This window comes from Raineya sp., assembly GCF_053497555.1.
The window spans coordinates 96,948-117,682 of record NZ_JBRCWE010000060.1 but is presented as its reverse complement, the minus strand read 5'-3'; the positions used below and the strand labels follow the sequence as shown (position 1 = coordinate 117,682).

The following is a 20,735-nucleotide window of genomic DNA, read 5'->3' as shown; positions in this document are numbered from 1 at the left end:
GGGTTTTTCTTCAGCGAAAACTTGATGTTGGTTCTAAAGTCGTAAAACCAAATCTCTTTGGTCTGTGGCTCTTTGGAAGCGGGCTTATTATCGAAAAACAACACGTTGGCTTTTACGCCTTGCTTGTAAAAAATGCCCGTAGGCAAGCGGAGAATGGTATGCAGATTGGTGGTTTCCAACAATTTCTTTCTGATGATTTCACCTGCACCGCCTTCAAACAAAACATTGTCAGGTAAAACCACTGCGGCTCGTCCGTCCGATTTGAGCATGGTGCGAATGTGCTGCAAAAAGTTGAGTTGCTTGTTGCTGGTCGTTACCCAAAAGTCCTGGCGGTTGTAGGTAAGGTCTTCGCTGTCCTGCTCACCTTCGTCATTGGTAAAGGTCATACTGCTTTTTTTGCCGAATGGCGGATTGGCTAAAACGTAATCCACTCGCAATCCGCTGTCGGAAATCAAAGCATCGGCAGGAGAAATGAAGTTGTCGCTTTCGAAGTCGCCAATATTGTGTAAAAAAAGGTTCATCAGGCACAGTCTGCGGGTACTTTGCACAATTTCGTTCCCGAAAAAGGTTTTGTGTTTCAGAAATTCTTTTTGCTCTCGGGTGAGGGAATAGTTAGCCGGATTGGCAATAAAATCATAAGCTGCCAAAAAGAAACCACCCGTGCCGCAGGCAGGGTCGGCAATGGTTTTCATGGGTTCGGGCCTTACACATTCCACCATGGCACGGATTAAAGGCCTGGGGGTGAAATACTGACCGGCACCGCTTTTGGTATCTTCTGCGTTTTTTTCCAACAGCCCTTCGTAAATCTTTCCTTTTACATCGGCTCCCATGGTGCTCCACTGCTCTTTGTCTATCATATCAATGAGCTTGAAGAGCTTGGCAGGGTCTTGAATTTTATTTTGGCTCTTGGTGAAAATTTGCCCCAATATACCTTTGGATTGTGAAAGTTCACGCAATAAGTTAGTATAGTGATTTTCCAAATCTGCCCCACGTTTGGCAACCAGGCTTTCCCAGTTGTACTCCTTTGGAATGGGCAATTTTCTATTGTATGGCGGCTTGCTAAACTCGTCTGCCATTTTGAGGAACAGCAAATAGGTGATTTGTTCCAGATAGTCGCCATAGCCCACGCCATCGTCTCTTAAAACGGTGGCGAAACTCCATACTTTGCTGATGATGCTTGATGTATTGTTGTCCATTGTCTGTATTAGGATTTGTAAGATTTTAGGATTATAGGATTACTTATTACACTGATGATTAATTTCACCACGAGGTCTTTTTCTTCCGGTTTGCTTACGGCTACAAAAAGCGTTAAAGCGGCCAGCGTTTCGTTGCTGATAATGGGCGTACCTTCTGTGGTAAACAGCAATCCGTTTACATTCAAAAAATGCAGAAAGCAGGCAGCTCCGATGCGTTTGTTGCCATCGGCAAAGGCGTGGTTTTTTACGATGAGGTACAGCAATACGGCTGCCTTTTCCTCGATGGTCGGATACAGTTCTTTGCCGTCAAAGGTTTGGGCTATCTGGCTGATGGCACTTTCAAAGCTTTGGTCTTTGGGAATGGCAAATACATCTGAACCGAATTCGGGCTTAAGGCTATTGATGATGTGCAGATAATCTTCCAAAGTGGGATAAACCGCCTGTTTGGTGGTAACGCCTTCGGCTTGGATGCTTTGGTGGTCGTACTGGTCGAGCAATTCCAAACCGGACGCAAAAAGACTGAGGGCGTTTTTGTCCTGATTTTCTTCAATGGCTCGGTGCAGCATTCGGATGCCCGATTTCAGGATTTCAACCTGCATCCGTTTTTCGGCAAGGCGTTTTTCATTAATGGCATAACCTTGTACCAGGTAATCTTTGAGGCGTTGGGTTGCCCACTGGCGGAATTGGGTGCCACGTTTCGAATTAACACGGTAACCGACCGATATGATGGCATCCAGATTATAAAAACGAATGGTTCTTTTTACTTTCCTTTTTCCTTCTGTTTGAACTACCGAGAAAAACTCGGTAGTTGCTTTTTCTTCCAGTTCTTCTTCAGCATAAATATTTTTCAGGTGCAGCCCAATGGTATCTGAATCTTTTTCGAACAATTCTGCCATCATTTTTTGAGATAACCATACCGTATCTTCTTCAAACCGCACTTCAATCTGTATCTGGTTATCGGCTGACTTATATATTTGTATTTGATTATCCATTCACTTACTCGTTCTTTGATTGATTAAGGTTTTTTGATTTGGTTGATTTTTTAGTTTTTACAGATTTCTTTTTGACTGAATTCGTTTGGGTTTCCCGTTCTTTTTTTATGCGTTCCAGCAACACCGATGCGGGTTCCCAGTTGGGGTCTTTGCGGCACTCGTTGAGTTCGGCTTCGCTCAATAAACGGCCTTCGAAGGCTTTTTTCAAAATGCTTTGCCGCAGGGCTTCGGCTTGCTGAAGGGCGGTAGCGATGCTTTCTTCCAGCTTATCGGCTACCGACAGGCGTTTTTCGATTTCGGAGACGATGTGGTGTTGTTCGGGGAGAGTTGGAACGGATAATTCAATTGGCAAGAGTTTGTTAACTGAAAGACCGGGTTGAGCTACACCTGATGAATATTGATTTAATTTCATTGAAATTAACTTATAATAAAGCCATTGAATATCAACATTTTCTTTTGCTTTTGTAACTAAAGCGTGTTCAGTCGCGTGAAATTTACCTTTTACTAAATGAACATTCCCACAAAGGGCTCCTTGTCTGCCAACCAAAACAAAAGTTCCATCGTGTGTTATAGACTTTACATATCCTCTTAAACCATTACCTCCATAACAAGGGAACAACCCATCTTCAAAATTTTCCTTTATATCTGAAGCTTTCACAAAAAATCCAGCTTTCATATTACAAACATCCTCAATAGTTTTCCACACCCACCCCTCCGGCAATTTGCCTTCTTTTATGTCTTTGTTGGTGAAACGCCCTTCAAACCTGCCAGCCGGCAGGCGGGCGCCCATTTCTTGTTGTTGACGCCATTTTACTGTTAATTTCCCTTCGAATGCGTGTTTCAATACCGCCTGCCGATACACTTTGAGTTGCTGCTGTGCAGTTTTCAGGCTTTCGATGCCTTTATCCAAACTGCTGAACAACTCTTCTATTTTGGCTACGATGCGGTGCTGCTCGGGAAGGGGGGGGAGGGGGATATTCGTTTTAGCACCAACTGAAATCCAATATCGCTTATGAGTGTCAGTGTTAATACGAAGTGTTTCCATAAAATAATAAACATACTTCATATTCACGTCTTGATGTGTTGGAACTAAAATCTTCATAGCAGAAGATTTTACTTTGAATGGGAAATTCACCCATTTTATTGCTGTTGTAAAATCATCAAATATTATAGCGGGTAGTTTTGTGAATATTCCAAATGTTTCATTTGTGTACCCTAATAAAAAACTTTTACCTGCAGTTAATACAGGCGTCTTATAATTATCATCGTACTCGGTTGAAGTCACAATAAACTCTGTTGGCTGGATGTAGTCCAATAAATCTTCCAAGATTGCTATTTTCCACCCTTTCGGTAATACTTTTTCTTCACTCATAATGCTGCCTCCTTTGTCTGTATTAGGATTTTTTAGATGATTGGATTTTAGGATTATTGGTGATGTAGTCTTTATTTTCAGGGTGCGTAAGATTGTACACTCTTTTGAATTCGAGGCTTTTTGCACCAAAATTTATCAGCAACCCTATCGGTAGCTTGTATGCCTGGCAATAGTTCATAGCCTGTGCCAAATGCACGTCTTCGAGCTTTGTAAGGGCTTTCAGTTCTACCATTATTACATCTTCCACAAAAAAATCTACTCTTCGTGTGCCAATGTCAATGCCTTCATAATAAATGGTCATTTCCATTTCCCTTTGATATGATAAACCTTGCTTTTGCATTTCAATGGCTAAAGCCCGTTGATAAATCACCTCCTGAAAGACATTGCCCAAAGTGGAATGGACTTTCATAGCACAGCCGATAATTTTATGTGTCAATGCTTCGTATTTCATTTTTCAAAATCCTTTAACTAATAAAATCGTTTCCCAATCCTATCATCCTAAAATCCTATAAATCCTAATACTGACTACATTACGCTGCCAGTGCCTCATTTAGTTCATTAATAATGGTTTCCATTTCGTTGCCAAAGAGTTGCCACATTTTGCCGCGTCCGCCTTTGGCGTCAAAGGGGGTGTAATCTAAGTCGTCCACTTCCAGATGTATGGAGGCGGCTATGTGGTCTTTAATCATACGCAGCCATTCCATTTGTTCTTGGGTAAATTTGGGCCCGGAGCCTTGTTGTTTTTTCCATACCCAGTCGGCAAAGTTTTTATCCACGGTTTTGTCGTAAGGGGTTAAAACCCGGTCAATGCCGATAGCCCTGCGGATAAGCGATACCAGGGCCACCAGCTCGTTTTTGGGACTGCCAATCGCCACCGAGCCCTGAGTTTGTTGAAGGGCGGAAGCATCCATTTGTTCATACGCTTTCCATACACGCATAGGGGCAAGGGTGGGTTTTTCTTGCACGATTTTCTCTGCCAAATCTTTAATCATCGCAAAGGTGAGTTCACGCCTGCGGTAGGGTTGCCCGTAAAAAATCTGCAAAGCCAGTATTTCATCTTTGTGGCTTTCAATCCACGCTTTGAAGTCAGCTACCAGTGCTGAGCTTGTCGAAGCATTGTCTTTGTCCCAGCCTGCGTTGAGCAGCTCATCGGGATTCAGCAGGTCAATTTTTTGTTCGTGTGCCCTTCGCACATTTTCAATGTATTCGTTTAGTTCTCCGGTAAATACTTTGGCGGCTTGGTTTCGCAGGTTTTCTAATTGTTTGTTTATTTCCGCTTCAATAACTGCCGGAGCTTCGCCCCTTTTTTCATCTCTTACTTGTTGTTCAATGGCTTCAATGGTATCGGGGTTGTAGGCGTTCAGCAGGTCTTTCACCACTTGCGTAAGCGATTTGCCGCCCGATTTTTCCTCAAAGGTTTTCTTTTCTTTTTCGGTGAGTTGTTTGTCTAAGCGGGTGAGGCGGTTTGCCAAAGAAGTGAATAAATCTTCGTCTCTTGCCCCCACCGCCACAGCACCCAATAAATCTTTCAGCGGCACACCGGGCTTTTTCTCCAAAGGTCGGCTGTCGGTTTTCAAACTTTTGGTTACGCCAATGGCATCTACAATTACGAAATGGTCTTTGGTGATTTTTGCCGAAGGCGAAACTTTTTTCAAATCGTCAAAACTGATGACGCGGGTTCCGCGTCCTTTCATTTGCTCAAAGTAGTTTCGGCTTTTTACATCTCGCATAAAGAGCAAGCATTCCAGCGGCTTCACGTCAGTGCCTGTGGCAATCATATCTACCGTAACGGCAATGCGGGGATAATAATCGTTACGGAATTGAGCCAATACCGATTTAGGGTCTTCATCGGCCCGATAGGTTACTTTTTTGCAAAAGCGGTTTTCTTCGTTAAACTCTTCGCGTACAATCTGAATAATATCGTCAGCGTGGCTATCGGTTTTGGCGAAAATGAGGGTTTTAGGCACTTCAAAATTTCCCTTGTCATCGTATCGGTCGGGAAACATTTGCGGCAAATGCTCCTTGAAGGTTCGGATAACCAAACGAATTTGGTTTGGATTCACGATGTCTTTATCCAACTGTTTGGCTGAATATTCTTCGTCTTCGTCCTGCAGTTCCAATCGCTTTTTGCGGGTAAGGCGTTCTCGGTGCTCCACATAAGCACCTTTCCAAAGCTTGGCTCCTTGTTGAGTAATTTTGGTATCAATCAAATACACATCATAGCCCACGTTTACGCCATCGGCTACCGCCATTTCGTGCGAATATTCCGAAACCAGATTTTGTTGGAAGTAAGCAAAAGTGCGGGCATCGGGCGTGGCTGTTAGTCCCACTTGAAAGGCATCGAAGTAATCGAGCACCTGCATCCACAAGTTGTAAATGCTGCGGTGGCATTCGTCAATAAAGATAAAGTCGAAAAATTCAATTGGTAGTTTTTCGTTGTATTCTACGGGCGGCACCTCTTTGGGTTGCCACCGCTCATTGGGGTTTTCTTCTTCGGCACTTTCGTCAAGGTCTTGTCCTTTCAGCACCGCATACAAGCGTTGGATGGTGCTGATGTACACATGGCTGTCTTCGGGAATGTATCTGGATTTTAAGCGATGCACGCCATAGAGTTCTGTAAACTTGCGGTTGTCGTCATTGGGCAGATAGCTCATAAATTCCTGTTCTGCCTGTTCGCCCAGGTTTTTGGTGTCCACCAAAAAAAGAATACGCCTTACTACATTGTTGTTGTTATCGTCTTTTAGTTTCAGCAAACGATACACCGATGTTATGGCGGTGAACGTTTTGCCCGAACCGGTAGCCATTTGTATCAGTGCTCTCGGTTTATTTTGTTTGAATGATTTTTCGAGATTGGTAATGGCGTTTATCTGGCAGTCCCGCAATCCATCGGTGGGCAAATCGCCCAAATCTTGTAAGGCAGCCCGAAGGGATTTGGTTTTTTTGAGCCAATCACGCAGGGTTTCAGGCCGGTGAAAAGTGAATATATTTCTGCCTCTTGGTTTAGGGTCTCTGAAATCGGTGAAGGTGGTTACTTCGCCTGTGCTCAGATACACGAAGGGAAGTTTTTCATTGTTCAGGTATTTGAGTTTTGCCGTGGCGTAGTCTTCAGCCTGGGCTTCGTGCACGGTGAGTTTGTGTCCTTCTTCTTCCCGCTTGGCTTCTATGATGCCAACCGGTTTTCCGTCAACAAATAGCACATAGTCCGCAGGACCGACATCCGTTTGATATTCTCTGACAGCCACACCCACACCGGCATTCAAATTAATTTTTGATTTAGACTGTATCACCCAGCCGCAGGCCTGCAGTTGGCGGTCAATATTGTCTCGTGCTATTTGTTCCGGGTTCTGATTAGCCATAATTCATAGACTTAAAGTAAAATTTTGTCTATTGCAAACTAATCAATTTTGTTTATTTTAGCAAACTCCCCTTTTCAATTATGAATACAATTAGAAGTTTTATACAGGGTCGTAAGCCCATTTGAGATAGATAGCTCCCCAAGTAAAGCCCCCGCCAAAAGCGGCAAGGATAAGATTTTGTCCTTTACGAAGCTGACTTTCGTAGTCGGTAAGGCACAAAGGAATGGTAGCATTGGTAGTGTTTCCGTATTTGTGAATATTGAGCATTACTTTTTCAGCAGGAAGCCCCATTCTTTGGTAAGTGGAATCAATGATGCGTTTGTTGGCTTGGTGTGGCACCAGCCAATCTATATCGGAAGATTGTAAGTTGTTTCTTTCCATTACATTGAGGCAAGCCTCTGCCATACCTTGTACAGCGTGTTTGAAAACTACTGCCCCTTCTTGATAAACGAAATGCTCACGTTTTTCTACGGTTTCGTGGGTAGGTGGTCTGCGACTGCCTCCTGCTTTTTGGTGTAAATGTACCCAGCCTGCTCCATCAGAACGCATCCAAGCATCAATAATGCCCAAATGTTCGGTAGTAGGCTCCAGCAAAACTGCCCCTGCCCCATCTCCAAAAATAATGCAAGTAGCCCTGTCCGTGTAATCAATGATAGAGGACATTTTATCGGCACCTACTACAATTACTTTTTTGTATGTGCCTGACTCTATGAATTTGGAAGCTGTGTGCAGAGCATAAATAAATCCCGAACAAGCCGCCATTACGTCGTAATGAAAGGCTTTTTTGATACCTACCTCGTTGGCAATGAGATTGGCAGTAGCGGGAAAAACAAAGTCGGCAGTAGCCGTAGCACAAATCAGCAACTCTATTTCGTCGGGGGAAGTACCTGTTTTTTCTAAAAGAGCCTGAACCGCTTTTGCACCCATATAAGAAGTTCCTAATCCTTCGCCTTTCAAGATGTGCCTTTCTTTGATACCTGTTCTTTCGGTAATCCACGCATCGGTGGTATCTACCATTTTTTCTAAATCTTGATTAGTGAGTACATCATCAGGAACATAGGTAGCAATTCCTGTAATAGCGGCTCTTATTTGCATAGCATACGTAATATTAAGCGTGAAAAGCGTTTTTGATTTTTAGATGAACTTGGCTTTCTGCCATTTTTTTGGCTATGCCTATCATATTCTGAATAGCCACAGCCGAAGAAATGCCGTGTCCGATAACAACATTTCCATTCAAGCCTAAAATAGGGCTTCCGCCAATAGCTTCGTAATTGAGTTGATTGAGGAAATTATCGTTGATTTGCTGTTTTTGAGCAATATCGTAAATAGATTCAGCCATTTTGAGTATCACGTTGCCCACAAAGCCATCGCAAACTATTACATCGGCTTTATCAAAGAAAATATCTCGACCTTCTACGTTGCCTGTAAAGTTCAGTTGCTTGTTTTCTTTGATAAGATTGTAGGCTTCTTTTACTTGCAAATTGCCTTTACCTTCCTCTTCGCCTACGTTCATCAGGGCTACGCGGGGGTTTGCAATTTGCAAAACGTTTTCGGCATAAATTTTTCCTAAAATGGCGAATTGAGCAAGCACTTCGGGTTTGCAGTCGGTATTAGCCCCTACATCTAAAATAAGAGCTGTTTTGCCATTGAGTTGTGGAACGTGGCTAATGATAGGCGGGCGAAAAATACCTTCTATGGCTTTGATGCTAAACAAAGCTCCTACCATCATTGCCCCTGTATTGCCCGCACCACAAAAGGCATCAATTTTCTGATTTTGCAGAAGGTAAAACCCTACCGCAATACTAGATTTTTGCTTTTGTTGAAGGGCTTTGGTGGGGTGTTCGCCCATTTCAATTACCTCTTCGGCGTGAATAATTTGCAAATTAGATGCTCTGCCATACTGATTTAGCAAGGCTTGAACTTCCTCTTGCTTGCCAATCAGTAGGATTTGTGCATCTGAAAACTTTTTTGCCGCAAGTACAGCACCTTCTACGGTAGCTTGGGGGGCAAAGTCGCCTCCCATTGCATCAATGGCAATTTTCATAAGGCTACTCAAAGCATTAAAGGTGAAAAAATTTACACTTTTTCGTAGCCTTCAATCATCAATTTGCCATTATAATACAAGTTGCCATCTACAACGTAAGCACGGTGCATTACGTGAACTTCTCCTGTTTCTTGGCAGGTAGTAAGAGGCACAGCCGTAATTTTATAGTGCGTTCTACGCTTATCTCGGCGAGTTTTTGATATTTTTCGCTTAGGATGTGGCATAGTCGTAAGATTTTGGGTTTATGATTTTTTATTCTCTAAAAGTTTTTTTAGTTCTGCCCAACGAGGGTCTATTTCTGCATTTTTCTCTTCTGTTTCTTTTTGTATTTCCTTTTCTTCACTGCTATACACGAGCTTGATGTCCCCTTCGTTAGTTTTTTCTTGATAACGAGGGTGAAGTTTTTTCATTGGTACGGCAAGCATAATTAGCTCGTAAATATATTGAGCTACATTGATTTGCGGCGTACCTTTGGCAATAAGTTCAAACTCATCGTCAAGCACTTCGTTGTGGTCGGAAAACTGCAAGACTTGCTTGCCTTGGGTTTGGAAAGGGTACAAAAAGCTATCCAAACTTCTATCGCATACAAGTTCCAGATTTCCCTGAATATCAAAATCTAACTGCAAAAGAGCGTCAGATTTTCGAAGTCTCATTTTCGCCTCAAAATTGCCTTTCTGCACCAAAGCCTCTTCAAAAGACTCAAAAAAAGCATCATTTCCACTCCAAGAGTAATGATAATCTTTATTTTGAAGTCGGGCAATTTCAATGGTATATTCTTGCAAAATATCCACCTTGCTCTAATTAAGGACGCAAAATTAGAGATTTTTTGGCAAATAAAAAACTTTTTTGGATTTTTTTATTTTTTCTCCTCTTCCTTTTTCTCTTCAGCTTGTTTCTTTTCTTTCTCTTCGCCGCCTGTCATTTTATTCCACACCCCTGTTACAAAATTTTTGGCTTTACCCAGAGCCTCTCCCGCCTCTTCTGCCAAATCCTCCAATTTTTCTTTGGCATCTTCCGCCCAATCGCCGAGCTTTTCCATAAAACCCTCTTGTTGGGCTTCTTTTTTGAAAATTTCTACAGCTTTTTTGGCTTGCTCTTCTGTAATGCCTGCTTCGGCGACAAGTTTTTTTACTAATTCTTCCATAAAATAATGGGATTAAGTTTTCAGGCGTAAGCTACAAAAAAATAACTTATCGCCCAATTTTTTGCAAAAACTTATCAAAAATTTTATTTTCAGGCTCACATTATTAGCACAAAACTCCCAATTTTATGCCCCGTATTCTTGCCATAGATTATGGCTCCAAACGAGTAGGACTTGCCGTTACGGACAATGAGCAAATCATTGCTACGGCTCTGGAAACCATAGCTACAAGCGAAATTTTTGATTTTTTAGAAAAATATTTGCAAAAAGAACAAGTTGAGGCTTTTGTAATTGGCAAACCCAATGCTACCATTCAGAACGAAAGAACGCTCGCCATAGAAAGTTTCGTTAGCAAAATTGAAAGCAAATTTCCTCAAATACCGATTTTTTTTGTAGATGAGAGTTTTACGAGCAAAATGGCTATGCAAACAATGCTTTCGGCAGGTAGCAAAAAGAAAGACCGCCGCAAAGAAACAGGAAATTTGGATAAAATCAGTGCGACCATTATACTACAAGACTTCTTGGAACAACGCAAACTAACGCGTCAGTAAGAATATAGTCAGCACAAAAGTTGCCATACTCGTAACAAGACTAATAACAGGCGAAACATCACTAACCGCCTCTATGAAGGTTTTACGAATAGGCTCTACATAGATAATATCATCGGGCTGTAGTTGCAAATTAACCCTTCTCATTCCTTCCACAGTAGAGAGGTCAATCACAAAAACATTCGGGTTTTTCAAGTCGCCACGTATCAGACGGATATTGGTAGCACGTGTATCGTTGGGCATACCGCCTGTCTGAGCCAAAATTTCTACAAGTGTAGTATTTTCATTGAGCAGAGGCACTACTTCGCCCTTTGCCCCTTTGAAAACAATTACTCTTTTATTGAGAAACTGCGTTCTGACAAAGCAATTTTTATACAAAACCGCATATTTAATAGAAAGCAAACTATCGGCTTGGCGAGCCGTAAGTCCTTCCAGCGGTACTGCCCCCACCACAGGCAAATATACATTGCCATCTACTTGTACGGTGTAAGCTGTAAAATTTACAGGATTATTAGGATTTTGCTGTTGTTGCTGTTGGTTTAGTAAATTAGGGTTGCCTGTGCCTGTGGTAGGGTCTGGCGGATTTATCCCTTCCAACGCACCAATATACTGAATAAGTTGCCCCTGATTGCTGTAAAGACGAAAAACCAATCTATCAAAAGGCTGAATACGATAGTTGTCCTCGGCGTTCATTTTGGCAAGAAGCATCTTGTCGTAAATCAAATCGCCGTTGGTTTTGAACATTATATTTTGGTTGTAAATGCGGCAAGAAGCGAACAAAGCCGAAAAAAATAGTAATTGTAAAACTCTCATATCTTTGTAAAAAAGCCAACAAACTCATTTTCAGAATTTGTTGGCAATATAAGCATTTAGCCAAAAAGATTTTATTTTTTCTCGTTTTTATTGCTGAAAAAGCTATTCATAAATTTAGAACCAATATCCACAACATCGTCCCAGATATTGCCATCACCATTTCTATCCAAAAACTTTTGTACAAGGCTCATTTCTTGCTGAGGGGCCTGCTGTGCCGTAGTATTTACAATATTTACTACTCCTTTTACATCTAAACCTTGCTGTTTTTTCTGTTGCCCCAAGAAGCTCAAAACAATAGGAGCGGCAGTAGCCAGAATATTGCCTACGGTTTCCATACTCACTCCCGAAGTTTTACTGATTTGGTTTTGAGCATTTTGCTGGGTATTGCCCAAAACGTGTCCCAAAATTTTCATTCCGTCTTGGATAATATTTTGAGAGTTGCTTGCCAATGCCGAAGTAATGTTGTTCAGAAGGCTTCCATCGTGTTTTTCAAGGGCTTTATCCAAAGACTTTGCTCCTTCTTCTTGTTGAACATTTTTATTCAAACCGCCGATTATCATAGGTAAGCCCATAGCCACCACTTTCTGAACCGTTTCTTCATTTACGCCAAATTGTTGAGCCATATTTTTGAGCGTATCGCCCTGCAATAGCCCTGTTAGGTTTTGAAATAGATTTTCCATTAGAATTTTGTTTTGATTTCTTAAAAAACTCTTACAAGTTCAACATTTTAGACGAAAAAACCAAAAACATATCAAAAAAAATTTGTAAATATTTGGACTATTTTGCGATAGGGGTAAAATAAAAAGTAGGATAATTGTTTAGGTATAGTTTTCGGTAAGGAAACAGGATTTAGAACATTTGGATATTTAGCTTTTATCTCAAACGCTTGAACACTTAAACTTTTTGAACGTAAATAATTACAAAGTAGGATAATAACCCCTCAAAACAGAATTGTAATTTGCAGACTTACAATTTTTTCCTAATTTTGCCTCTCCAATCAGCTCTGAATGTTTAATTTGATTTGGTTATGTTGTATCCCGAACACAAAAATTTGCATTACGCCGAAGTAGCCCAAGATGTGCTGAAATTTTGGCAAGAAAACCATATTTTTGAAAAATCCATAGCTCAAAGAGAAAAAGCCCCTGAATTTGTTTTCTATGAAGGACCTCCTTCTGCCAATGGAACACCCGGTATTCATCACGTAATGGCTCGCACCATTAAAGATATTTTTTGCCGTTACAAAACCCTCAAAGGCTTTCGTGTAGAGCGTAAAGGTGGTTGGGATACACACGGCTTGCCCGTAGAGTTGCAAGTAGAGAAGGCTTTGGGCATTACGAAAGAAGATATTGGTGTAAAAATTTCTATTGAAGATTACAACCAAAAGTGCCGAGAAACCGTAATGATGTATACCGACCAATGGAACGACCTTACCGAAAAAATGGGCTATTGGGTAGATTTGAAAAATCCTTACATTACCTATGAAAACACTTACATAGAAAGCCTTTGGTATCTGCTCAAAAAACTCTACGAAAAAGGTTTGCTCTACAAAGGCTACACGGTGCAACCCTATTCACCCGCCGCAGGTACGGGTTTAAGCTCTCACGAGCTAAATTACCCAGGCACCTACCAAGATGTTTCCGATACATCAATTGTTGCACAATTTAAGGTTATTTTGAATGAAAAATCCTCTTTTCTCTTTGAAACGGAAAGCGAAGATGTCCGTATTTTAGCTTGGACAACCACCCCTTGGACATTGCCTTCCAATTGTGCTTTGGCAGTAGGCGAGCAAATTACCTATGTCAAAATTAAAACCTTCAACCCTTACACGCACAAGCCTGTTTCGGTAGTTTTAGCCAAAGATTTAGTACCCAAATATTTTTCTGATAAAGCCAAAGACCTCAAACTTTCCGACTACAAAGCAGGCGATAAACTCCTTCCTTTTGAAATTGTAAAAGAATTTCAGGGAAAAGACCTGCTGGAAATTCGCTACGAGCAACTAATGCCTTATGTATGCAATGAAGATTTGCAGAAAAATGCTTTCAGGGTAATTGCAGGCGATTTTGTAACTACCGAAGATGGTACAGGCGTAGTGCATACGGCTTCGGTGTTTGGGGCTGACGACTTCCGTGTGTGTAAAGCCAATGGCGTACCTTCGGTGCTGGTACTTGACGAAAACGGCAAACTCTCGCCACTTGTAGATAAAAAAGGAAAGTTTGTCAAAGAAGTAGGCAAGCATTTAGCCGAAGGCATTAAAAAGTACAGCATCAAAACGCATAAAGAATTTGGAGAAAATGATTTTTACGTAAAAAATTATCTTTCCGAAGACGAAAAGCTGGAAAATTACAAATCTACTGATGTTATTATCTCTATTATTCTCAAAGAAGAAAACAAAGCGTTCAAAGTAGAAAAATATCTGCACAGCTACCCGCATTGTTGGCGTACAGGCAAACCTGTTTTGTACTATCCTTTGGATAGTTGGTTTATTCGTACCACTGCCCTCAAAGATAGAATGGTAGAACTCAACAAGACTATCAACTGGAAGCCCGAAAGTACAGGAACGGGACGCTTTGGCAGTTGGTTGGAAAATCTGGTAGATTGGAACTTATCACGCTCACGCTATTGGGGTACGCCCTTGCCTATTTGGCGAACCGAAGACGGAAGCGAAGAAAAATGTATTGGCTCACTTGCCGAATTAAAATCAGAAATAGAAAAAGCAAATCAAGTTTTAGGTTTAGAACAACCTACCGAACTGCCCGATTTGCACCGACCTTATGTGGATAGAATTGTTTTAGTTTCTGAAAAAGGCGAAAAAATGTATCGTGAGCCAGATTTGATTGATGTTTGGTTTGATAGCGGAGCTATGCCCTATGCTCAATGGCATTATCCTTTTTCTCCACTTTCCAAAGAAGAAGGGCAAAGAGTGAAGCAATTCCCCGCCGATTTTATTTCCGAAGGGGTTGATCAGACAAGGGGCTGGTTTTTTACCCTTCACGCTCTTGCTGTGATGCTTTTTGATAGCGTTGCCTTCAAGAATGTAGTTTCCACAGGTTTGGTTTTGGATAAAAATGGCGAAAAAATGTCCAAATCCAAAGGCAATGTTATCAATCCTTTTGAAACCCTTGAAAAATACGGTGCCGATACAGTGCGGTGGTATATGGTTGAAAACGCCAACCCCTGGGATAATCTGAAATTTGATTTGGACGGCGTAGTAGAAGTACGAAATAAATTTTTTGGTACGCTACACAATACTTACAATTTCTTTGCTCTTTATGCCAATCTGGATAGATTTATTCCTAAAAAACAAAATTTTGAACTCCCCCAAAATGCTTCTGAACTTGACAAATGGATTATTTCCAAACTGCAAACAACCATTTTAGAAGTAGAAAAGGCTTACGAAGAGTACGAACCTACCAAAGCCGCTCGTGCCGTGAGCGATTTTGTAACAGAACATCTTTCCAATTGGTATGTACGTCTTTCTCGGAAGCGTTTTTGGGTAGGCGAAATGACAGCCGATAAGCAAGCCGCTTATGAAACTCTTTTTGAGTGTTTGAAAGTGGTTTCCCAAATGATGTCGCCTATTGCCCCTTTTTACGCCGATTTCTTGTATAGAAACTTAACTGCCCCCAAAGAAGAGGAAGCTGGAAACTACTTCTCTCCTTTGGAGAGGAGGCTGGGAGGTGAGGTTTCTGTACACCTCACAAACTGGCAAAAAGCCAACGAAAAGCTCATTGATAAAGATTTAGAGCAAAAAATGGAGCTGGCTCAACAAATCTGCTCACTCACACACGCCTTGCGTAAAAAAGAAAAAATCAAGGTAAGACAGCCTTTGAGCCGTATTCTTATTCCTGTGCTAAATCCTAAACTGAAAGAGCAAATCAGTCAGGTAGCCGAACTCATCAAGACAGAAGTAAATATCAAAGCCATTGAATACGTTGATGATACTTCGGGGGTGCTTGTTAAGAAAATCAAGCCGAACTTTAAGCGTTTGGGCGAGATTTACAAGGCTAAAATGAAGGAAGTAGCTGGCATTATTCAGAATTTTAGCCAAGCCGATATAAATCAATTGGAGCGTGAAGGACTTTTTGAAGCTCAAATTTCAGATGGTTTCATTACACTCACAATGGACGATGTAATTATTGAAGCAAGTGAAATTGCAGGCTGGTCGGTGCTAAGCGAAAAAGGTCTTACGGTGGCTCTGGATATTACGGTTACAGACGACTTGCGTTACGAAGGCATTGCTCGCGAAATGGTAAATCGTTTGCAAAATTTACGCAAAGAAAAGAACTTGGAAGTAGCTGATAAAATCCAGGTGTTTATTGAACGCAGTACTCCCGAAATTGACACTGCTCTTGAAAAGCACAAAGATTATATCGCAGGCGAAGTGCAAGCCGTTGTTTTTGGCTTGACACCCACCCTTAATGGTAATGCCGATGAAGTAGAAATTGACGAACTCAAAGTAAAAGTAGCAGTCAGTAAAGTATAGTTTTTTTTATTAAACTCTGATAATCAGTTTTTTATTGAAAAAATTACACGCAAATAAATCGCTTTTTTTGGTGGTTTCAAATGTTTTGTATAAAATAGCAAGTCAAACTTTTGCATAAAATTTATGAAATGTACGCTTATACTGGATAAAAGTGGCTCAATGACCATACGCGACCAAAAAAATGGACGTTCTCGCTGGGAGGCTTGCAAAGAAGCTATCACAGCTCTTGCCTACAAAGCCGAACAGAAAGACCCCGAAGGAATGACCTTGTATATGTTTGCGGGGCGTTTCAAAAAATATGAGAAAGTAACTGCCGCCAAAGTTACGGAAATCTATGACGAAAACGAACCCGGAGGAGGTACAGAATTAGGGGAAGTATTGGAAGATTTGTTTAGCCAAATTGCAGACCGCAAAGCCAAAGGCAGTACCGAACCCGAATTGGTGCTGGTAGTTACTGATGGCGAACCTGATAATCGTGAAACGGTTGCTCAGGCAATAGCGAAAATGTCGCATAAAATCAAGGATAGAAGTGAGCTGGCTATTTCTTTTATCCAAGTAGGCACAGACCCCGCCGCTACCGATTTTCTTAAAACCCTCGACGATGACCTCACGAAGGCAGGTGCGGCTCTGGATATAGTAGATACCGTAACTTTGGAAGAAATGGAAGAGTACTCCCTCACTCAAATCTTTGAAAAAGCCTTTACTGATTAAACTAAAAAAAGCGATAACATATGAAATGATGTTATCGCTTTTTTGCTTAATATTTCAAACTTGCGAGTTTCTGCGGGTTTTTCAAGACAATTTTCCCTTCCTGAATTTCAATTAAGCCTTCTTGCTTAAAATCGCTCAATGTACGAATAAGCGATTCGGTTGCTGTACCCACCACCGAAGCCAAGTTATCACGGGAAATATACATTCCCGCCTGATTTTTATATTTTTCGTTTAGCATTACCAAAGTTTCGGCAATACGCTTACGTAAAGAATTGTATGCCATTGAGGTCAGGAATTTTTCTTTTTCTGCCACCGCCCCAGCCAGCATACGGATAAATTTCTGTGCTACGCTTTGCTTTTTATGCAAAATGGTCAGAAATTCATTTTTAGGGATAGCGACCAAATCACTCTCTTCCAAGGTTTCGGCAGTATCGGTATGTGGTGTATCTTCTAATATAGGTATGTAACCAAAGAAATCTCCTTCACAAAAAATAGCCGTAATAAACTCTTTGCCATCGGCAGTAGATTGATAGGTCTTTATTTTGCCTTTCTGCACATAATACAATTTATTTGCCTCATTGCCTTCGGCATAAATGATTTGCTTTTTCTTAAAATGAAAAATTTTTCTATCCGAAATCAATGATTGTAGCTCAGAATCGGCTTTAGTTTCGTTCCAAAAGGCTTCAAATTCGGGTTCGGTGGTCGTATTTTTTTTCAGATTTTCATTGCGTTTGAGACGACTTTCTACCGCTCCCAATAGCTCTGCTTCCGAAAAGGGCTTGGTCAGATAATCGTCTGCCCCCATTTCCATACCTTTACGAATATCAGAACGCTCCGTTTTAGCGGTAAGAAATATAAACGGAATAGGTGAGAGTTCAGGGTTGTGCATAAAAATTTGTAAAACCCCGTATCCGTCCATTACGGGCATCATAATATCGCAGATTACCAAATCAGGCTTTTCGGCAAGAGCTTTCTCTACTCCTATTTTACCATTTTCGGCAGTTTGTACCCGATAGCCTGCAAGTTCCAGCATTTCGGCTGTATTCTCACGAATTTCTTCGTTATCTTCTATCAAAAGAATGGTTTTAGTAGCCATAGCGAAAGGTTTGGTGTAAAACTATGCAATGATAAGTAATTTTTCCGAAAAAGACAAGATGAATTGGAAGTAAGATACAGGAAACAGGATTTTAGAAAAAAGATGTCGGATAGAGAAAGAAAAAATGAGAGATAAAGCCCTTAAAGGCTTAAACATCAAACGATGAATCTTTGGAACGTAAATAATATTACGACTTCAGAAATTCCCCCCTAAAACTTTACTTTTCTTTTCATTTGCAAAACATTTTCTACGTGATAAGTATGCGGAAACATATCCACAGGTTGCACAGCCGTAATTTGGTATTTTTCGGCAAGCATTGCCACATCACGAGCTTGAGTAGCAGGGTTGCAACTTACATATACAATTTTTTGTGGCTCTAGTTCTAAAATGGTTTTCACTACGCTTTCGTGCATACCCGCTCGGGGCGGGTCTGTGATAATTACATCAGGTTTTCCGTACTTTTGTACAAAATTTTCGTTGAGCAAATCTTTAATATCTCCTGCAAAAAATTCAGTATTGCTTATGCCGTTTATTTCCGAATTTATCTTTGCATCTTCAATGGCATCAGGAACATACTCAATACCTATCACTTTTTTGGCTTTACGAGCCACAAAATTAGCAATTGTGCCTGTACCCGTATAGAGGTCATACACCACTTCATCGCCTTGCAAGTCTGCAAAATCTCTTGCCACACAATAGAGCCTGTAAGCCTGCTCAGAATTGGTTTGGTAGAAAGATTTGGGACTGATACGAAACTCCAAATCTTCCATTGTAGCCCTGATATAAGATTTTCCCGCAAAAACTTGAATTTCTTGGTCGTGATAGCTATCATTTTTTTTCTGATTGATAGCATATTGCAAAGAAGTAATTTGCGGAAATCTCTCCTGCAAGAACCGCATTGTTTGCTCAATGGCAGGCAAGTTCTTTTCTGCAAAAATTACAAGTACAAGCCACTCCCCCGTATTGGTATTGCGAACAACCAAATTTCTCAGAAAGCCTCTATGACTTTTGAGGTCATAAAAGCTAAAATTCTGCTTTAGGGCAAAATCTCGCAAACTATTCCGAACTTGATTGGAAAAATCATCTTGCAAATAACAGGTTTCTATATCTACGATTTTATCAAAGCGTTCAGGAACGTGAAAGCCTAAAGCATTTTTTTCAAAAATCTGACCTGTGGCAATTTCCTGATTAGAAAGCCAACGACTATTGGAAAAAGTAAATTCCAATTTATTCCGATAAAATTGTGTTTGCGGGGAAGCCAAAATTGGTTTTACAGCAGGAAAAGGCACTTTGGCAATCCTTTCAAGGGCATCTATTACTTCTTGTTGTTTTTGTTCCAATTGCTTTTCATAGCGTAGATGTTGCCATTTACAACCTCCGCACTCGCCATAATGCTTACAAAAAGGCTCCTGACGAAAAGGTGAGGGCTGATGAATATGCGTAGGTTTAGCCAGCCAATAATTAGATTTTTTCTTAAAAATTTCAAGGTCTGCAATATCCTGCGGGGCGATATTGCCCTCTACTAAAATCACCCTATCTTCATAACGAGCCAAACAACGCCCCTCAGCAACAGGTTTTTCTATGAATATTTTTTCAAGTATTATTTTGTTCTGCTTTTTTTTTCGCATAATTATCCTACTCAATTTCTTTCAAACAGCAATCTTTCGCCTTTTTTGCTTTCATCAAATACGCCCTGATGATACACCAGATGCCCCGAAACAATTGTACTTTCTACCGAAGTTTGGAAAGTATATCCTTCCAAAGGCGACCAAGCACATTTATAGAGTAAATTTTCTTTTTTTACCGCACAAGGTTTTTCTAAATCCACCACAACCAAATCTGCCCAATAGCCTTCACGAATAAAGCCGCGTTTTTCTATTTGAAAGCAAACAGCTACGTTATGCGACATTTTTTCTACAATTTTTTCCAAAGAAATTTTGCCTTGTTTGTAAAACTCCAACATCATTTGCAAGGAAAATTGTATCAGTGGCAGACCTGAAGGGGCTTTCCAGTAGTTTTGCGATTTCTCGTCCCAAGTATGAGGGGCGTGGTCGGTGGCTATTACATCAAAGTTATCGTTCAGAAGTGCCTGCCAAAGAGCCTCTTGATGATAAGCCTCCTTGATAGCAGGGTTACACTTAATTTGATGCCCCAAACGCTCATAATCTTGCTTATTGAACCACAAATGATGCACACACACTTCGGAAGTAATACGTTTTTGGTGCAAAGGAATATCATTTCGGAAAAGTGCTACTTCATCGGCAGTAGTAATATGCAACACGTGCAGGCGGGTATTGTATTTTTTAGCAAGTTCTACGGCAAATTTTGAAGATTTCAAGCAAGCCTCTACATTACGAATTTCGGGGTGGCAAGCGGCAGGAACATTGTCGCCGTATTTATTTCGGTATATTTCGCTTTGCTTGTGGATTGTTTCCTCATCTTCGCAATGAGTAGCTATCAGCATAGGGCTTTGGCTAAATACTGCTTCCAAAGTTTTGGGATTATCCACGAGCATATTTCCCGTAGAACTGCCCATAAATATTTTTACGCCACACACATCACGAGGATTGGTTTTGAGGATTTCTTCCAAATTGTCGTTGGAAGTTCCCATATAAAAAGAATAATTGGCAAGAGAAGTCTGACGAGCTATTTCATATTTCTGAGCCAATAGCTCTTGGGTAAGGGCATTGGGAACGGTATTGGGCATTTCCATAAAAGTTGTTGTTCCTCCTGCCACGGCGGCTTTGGCTTCAGTATAAATAGTAGCCTTGTGAGTAAGCCCAGGCTCGCGAAAATGCACTTGGTCATCAATTACACCGGGCAAGAGAGCTTTTCCTGCTACATCAATCACCTTTTGGGCTAAATGAGCAGAAATTTGTGGGGCAATTTTTTCAATGAAACCATCTTTTATCAGAATATCCGCTGAAAAAATCTTACCTTCATTGATAATTTGGCAGTTGGTAAGCAGTAGGCTCATAAGCGT

The 20,735-nt window shown here is 40.9% G+C and carries 18 protein-coding genes; 3 read left to right on the top strand and 15 right to left on the bottom strand.

Features of this window, described 5'->3' with window-relative positions; translation table 11 throughout:
• From ACWITO_RS07840 to ACWITO_RS07795, 10 genes are all read right to left on the bottom strand, one after another.
• A partial coding sequence (locus ACWITO_RS07840) for a type I restriction-modification system subunit M (protein ID WP_448529439.1) occupies nt 1–1,196 on the bottom strand: 1,196 nt, incomplete at its 3' end.
• An 8-nt stretch (nt 1,197–1,204) separates the two neighbouring features.
• Entirely contained in the window at nt 1,205–2,188 is a 984-nt protein-coding gene (rhuM, locus tag ACWITO_RS07835; protein ID WP_448529438.1) for a RhuM family protein, read from the bottom strand.
• A gap of 4 nt (nt 2,189–2,192) precedes the next feature.
• Nucleotides 2,193–3,560 (bottom strand): restriction endonuclease subunit S, encoded by a 1,368-nt coding sequence (locus ACWITO_RS07830; protein WP_448529437.1) that lies wholly within the window; start codon nt 3,558–3,560, stop codon nt 2,193–2,195.
• Nucleotides 3,561–3,582: 22 nt separating this feature from the next.
• Nucleotides 3,583–4,011 carry a GxxExxY protein gene (locus ACWITO_RS07825; RefSeq protein ID WP_448529436.1) on the bottom strand — a complete coding sequence of 143 codons (429 nt, stop codon included), beginning with the start codon at nt 4,009–4,011 and terminating at the stop codon, nt 3,583–3,585.
• A gap of 79 nt (nt 4,012–4,090) precedes the next feature.
• The gene (locus ACWITO_RS07820; RefSeq protein WP_448529435.1) at nt 4,091–6,820 is read right to left on the bottom strand and encodes a type I restriction endonuclease subunit R; all 2,730 of its coding nucleotides are present in this window, start codon (nt 6,818–6,820) and stop codon (nt 4,091–4,093) included.
• Between the two features lie 195 nt (nt 6,821–7,015).
• Nucleotides 7,016–8,011 carry a beta-ketoacyl-ACP synthase III gene (locus tag ACWITO_RS07815; RefSeq protein WP_448529434.1) on the bottom strand — a complete coding sequence of 332 codons (996 nt, stop codon included), beginning with the start codon at nt 8,009–8,011 and terminating at the stop codon, nt 7,016–7,018.
• A 13-nt stretch (nt 8,012–8,024) separates the two neighbouring features.
• On the bottom strand, nt 8,025–8,960 hold the full coding sequence (gene plsX, locus ACWITO_RS07810) for a phosphate acyltransferase PlsX (RefSeq protein ID WP_448529433.1): 936 nt from the start codon (nt 8,958–8,960) through the stop codon (nt 8,025–8,027).
• 32 nt (nt 8,961–8,992) lie between these two features.
• Complete coding sequence (gene rpmF / locus ACWITO_RS07805) at nt 8,993–9,184, bottom strand: 50S ribosomal protein L32 (RefSeq protein WP_101358157.1); 192 nt, start codon at nt 9,182–9,184, stop codon at nt 8,993–8,995.
• An 18-nt stretch (nt 9,185–9,202) separates the two neighbouring features.
• Nucleotides 9,203–9,751: a YceD family protein gene (locus ACWITO_RS07800; protein ID WP_448529432.1), complete on the bottom strand. Its 549-nt coding sequence runs from the start codon at nt 9,749–9,751 to the stop codon at nt 9,203–9,205.
• A gap of 65 nt (nt 9,752–9,816) precedes the next feature.
• Entirely contained in the window at nt 9,817–10,104 is a 288-nt protein-coding gene (locus ACWITO_RS07795) for a hypothetical protein (RefSeq protein ID WP_448529431.1), read from the bottom strand.
• Between the two features lie 125 nt (nt 10,105–10,229).
• Between ACWITO_RS07795 and ruvX the strand changes: the two genes are divergently transcribed.
• The gene (gene ruvX, locus ACWITO_RS07790; RefSeq protein ID WP_448529430.1) at nt 10,230–10,652 is read left to right on the top strand and encodes a Holliday junction resolvase RuvX; all 423 of its coding nucleotides are present in this window, start codon (nt 10,230–10,232) and stop codon (nt 10,650–10,652) included.
• Here ruvX and ACWITO_RS07785 read toward each other — a convergent pair.
• Both ACWITO_RS07785 and ACWITO_RS07780 read right to left on the bottom strand, forming a co-directional pair.
• Nucleotides 10,638–11,462: a polysaccharide biosynthesis/export family protein gene (locus ACWITO_RS07785; protein WP_448529429.1), complete on the bottom strand. Its 825-nt coding sequence runs from the start codon at nt 11,460–11,462 to the stop codon at nt 10,638–10,640. The genes ruvX and ACWITO_RS07785 overlap by 15 nt on opposite strands.
• Before the next feature lie 71 nt (nt 11,463–11,533).
• Nucleotides 11,534–12,142, bottom strand: a complete 609-nt coding sequence (locus ACWITO_RS07780) for a DUF937 domain-containing protein (RefSeq protein WP_448529428.1) — start codon at nt 12,140–12,142, stop codon at nt 11,534–11,536.
• Between the two features lie 347 nt (nt 12,143–12,489).
• On the opposite strand from ACWITO_RS07780, the gene ileS reads away from it, so the two are divergent.
• On the top strand, nt 12,490–15,945 hold the full coding sequence (gene ileS, locus ACWITO_RS07775) for an isoleucine--tRNA ligase (protein WP_448529427.1): 3,456 nt from the start codon (nt 12,490–12,492) through the stop codon (nt 15,943–15,945).
• A 123-nt stretch (nt 15,946–16,068) separates the two neighbouring features.
• A complete protein-coding gene (locus ACWITO_RS07770) occupies nt 16,069–16,656 on the top strand; it encodes a VWA domain-containing protein (protein WP_448529426.1) in 588 nt (195 codons plus the stop codon).
• A gap of 46 nt (nt 16,657–16,702) precedes the next feature.
• Here the strand turns inward: ACWITO_RS07770 and ACWITO_RS07765 are convergent, their stop codons facing one another.
• The 3 genes from ACWITO_RS07765 to ACWITO_RS07755 form a co-directional block, all read right to left on the bottom strand.
• Nucleotides 16,703–17,752, bottom strand: a complete 1,050-nt coding sequence (locus tag ACWITO_RS07765) for a response regulator (protein WP_448529425.1) — start codon at nt 17,750–17,752, stop codon at nt 16,703–16,705.
• Between the two features lie 209 nt (nt 17,753–17,961).
• Entirely contained in the window at nt 17,962–19,380 is a 1,419-nt protein-coding gene (gene rlmD / locus ACWITO_RS07760; protein ID WP_448529424.1) for a 23S rRNA (uracil(1939)-C(5))-methyltransferase RlmD, read from the bottom strand.
• Between the two features lie 11 nt (nt 19,381–19,391).
• Nucleotides 19,392–20,729 (bottom strand): dihydroorotase, encoded by a 1,338-nt coding sequence (locus ACWITO_RS07755; protein ID WP_448529423.1) that lies wholly within the window; start codon nt 20,727–20,729, stop codon nt 19,392–19,394.
• Nucleotides 20,730–20,735 lie beyond the last annotated feature (6 nt).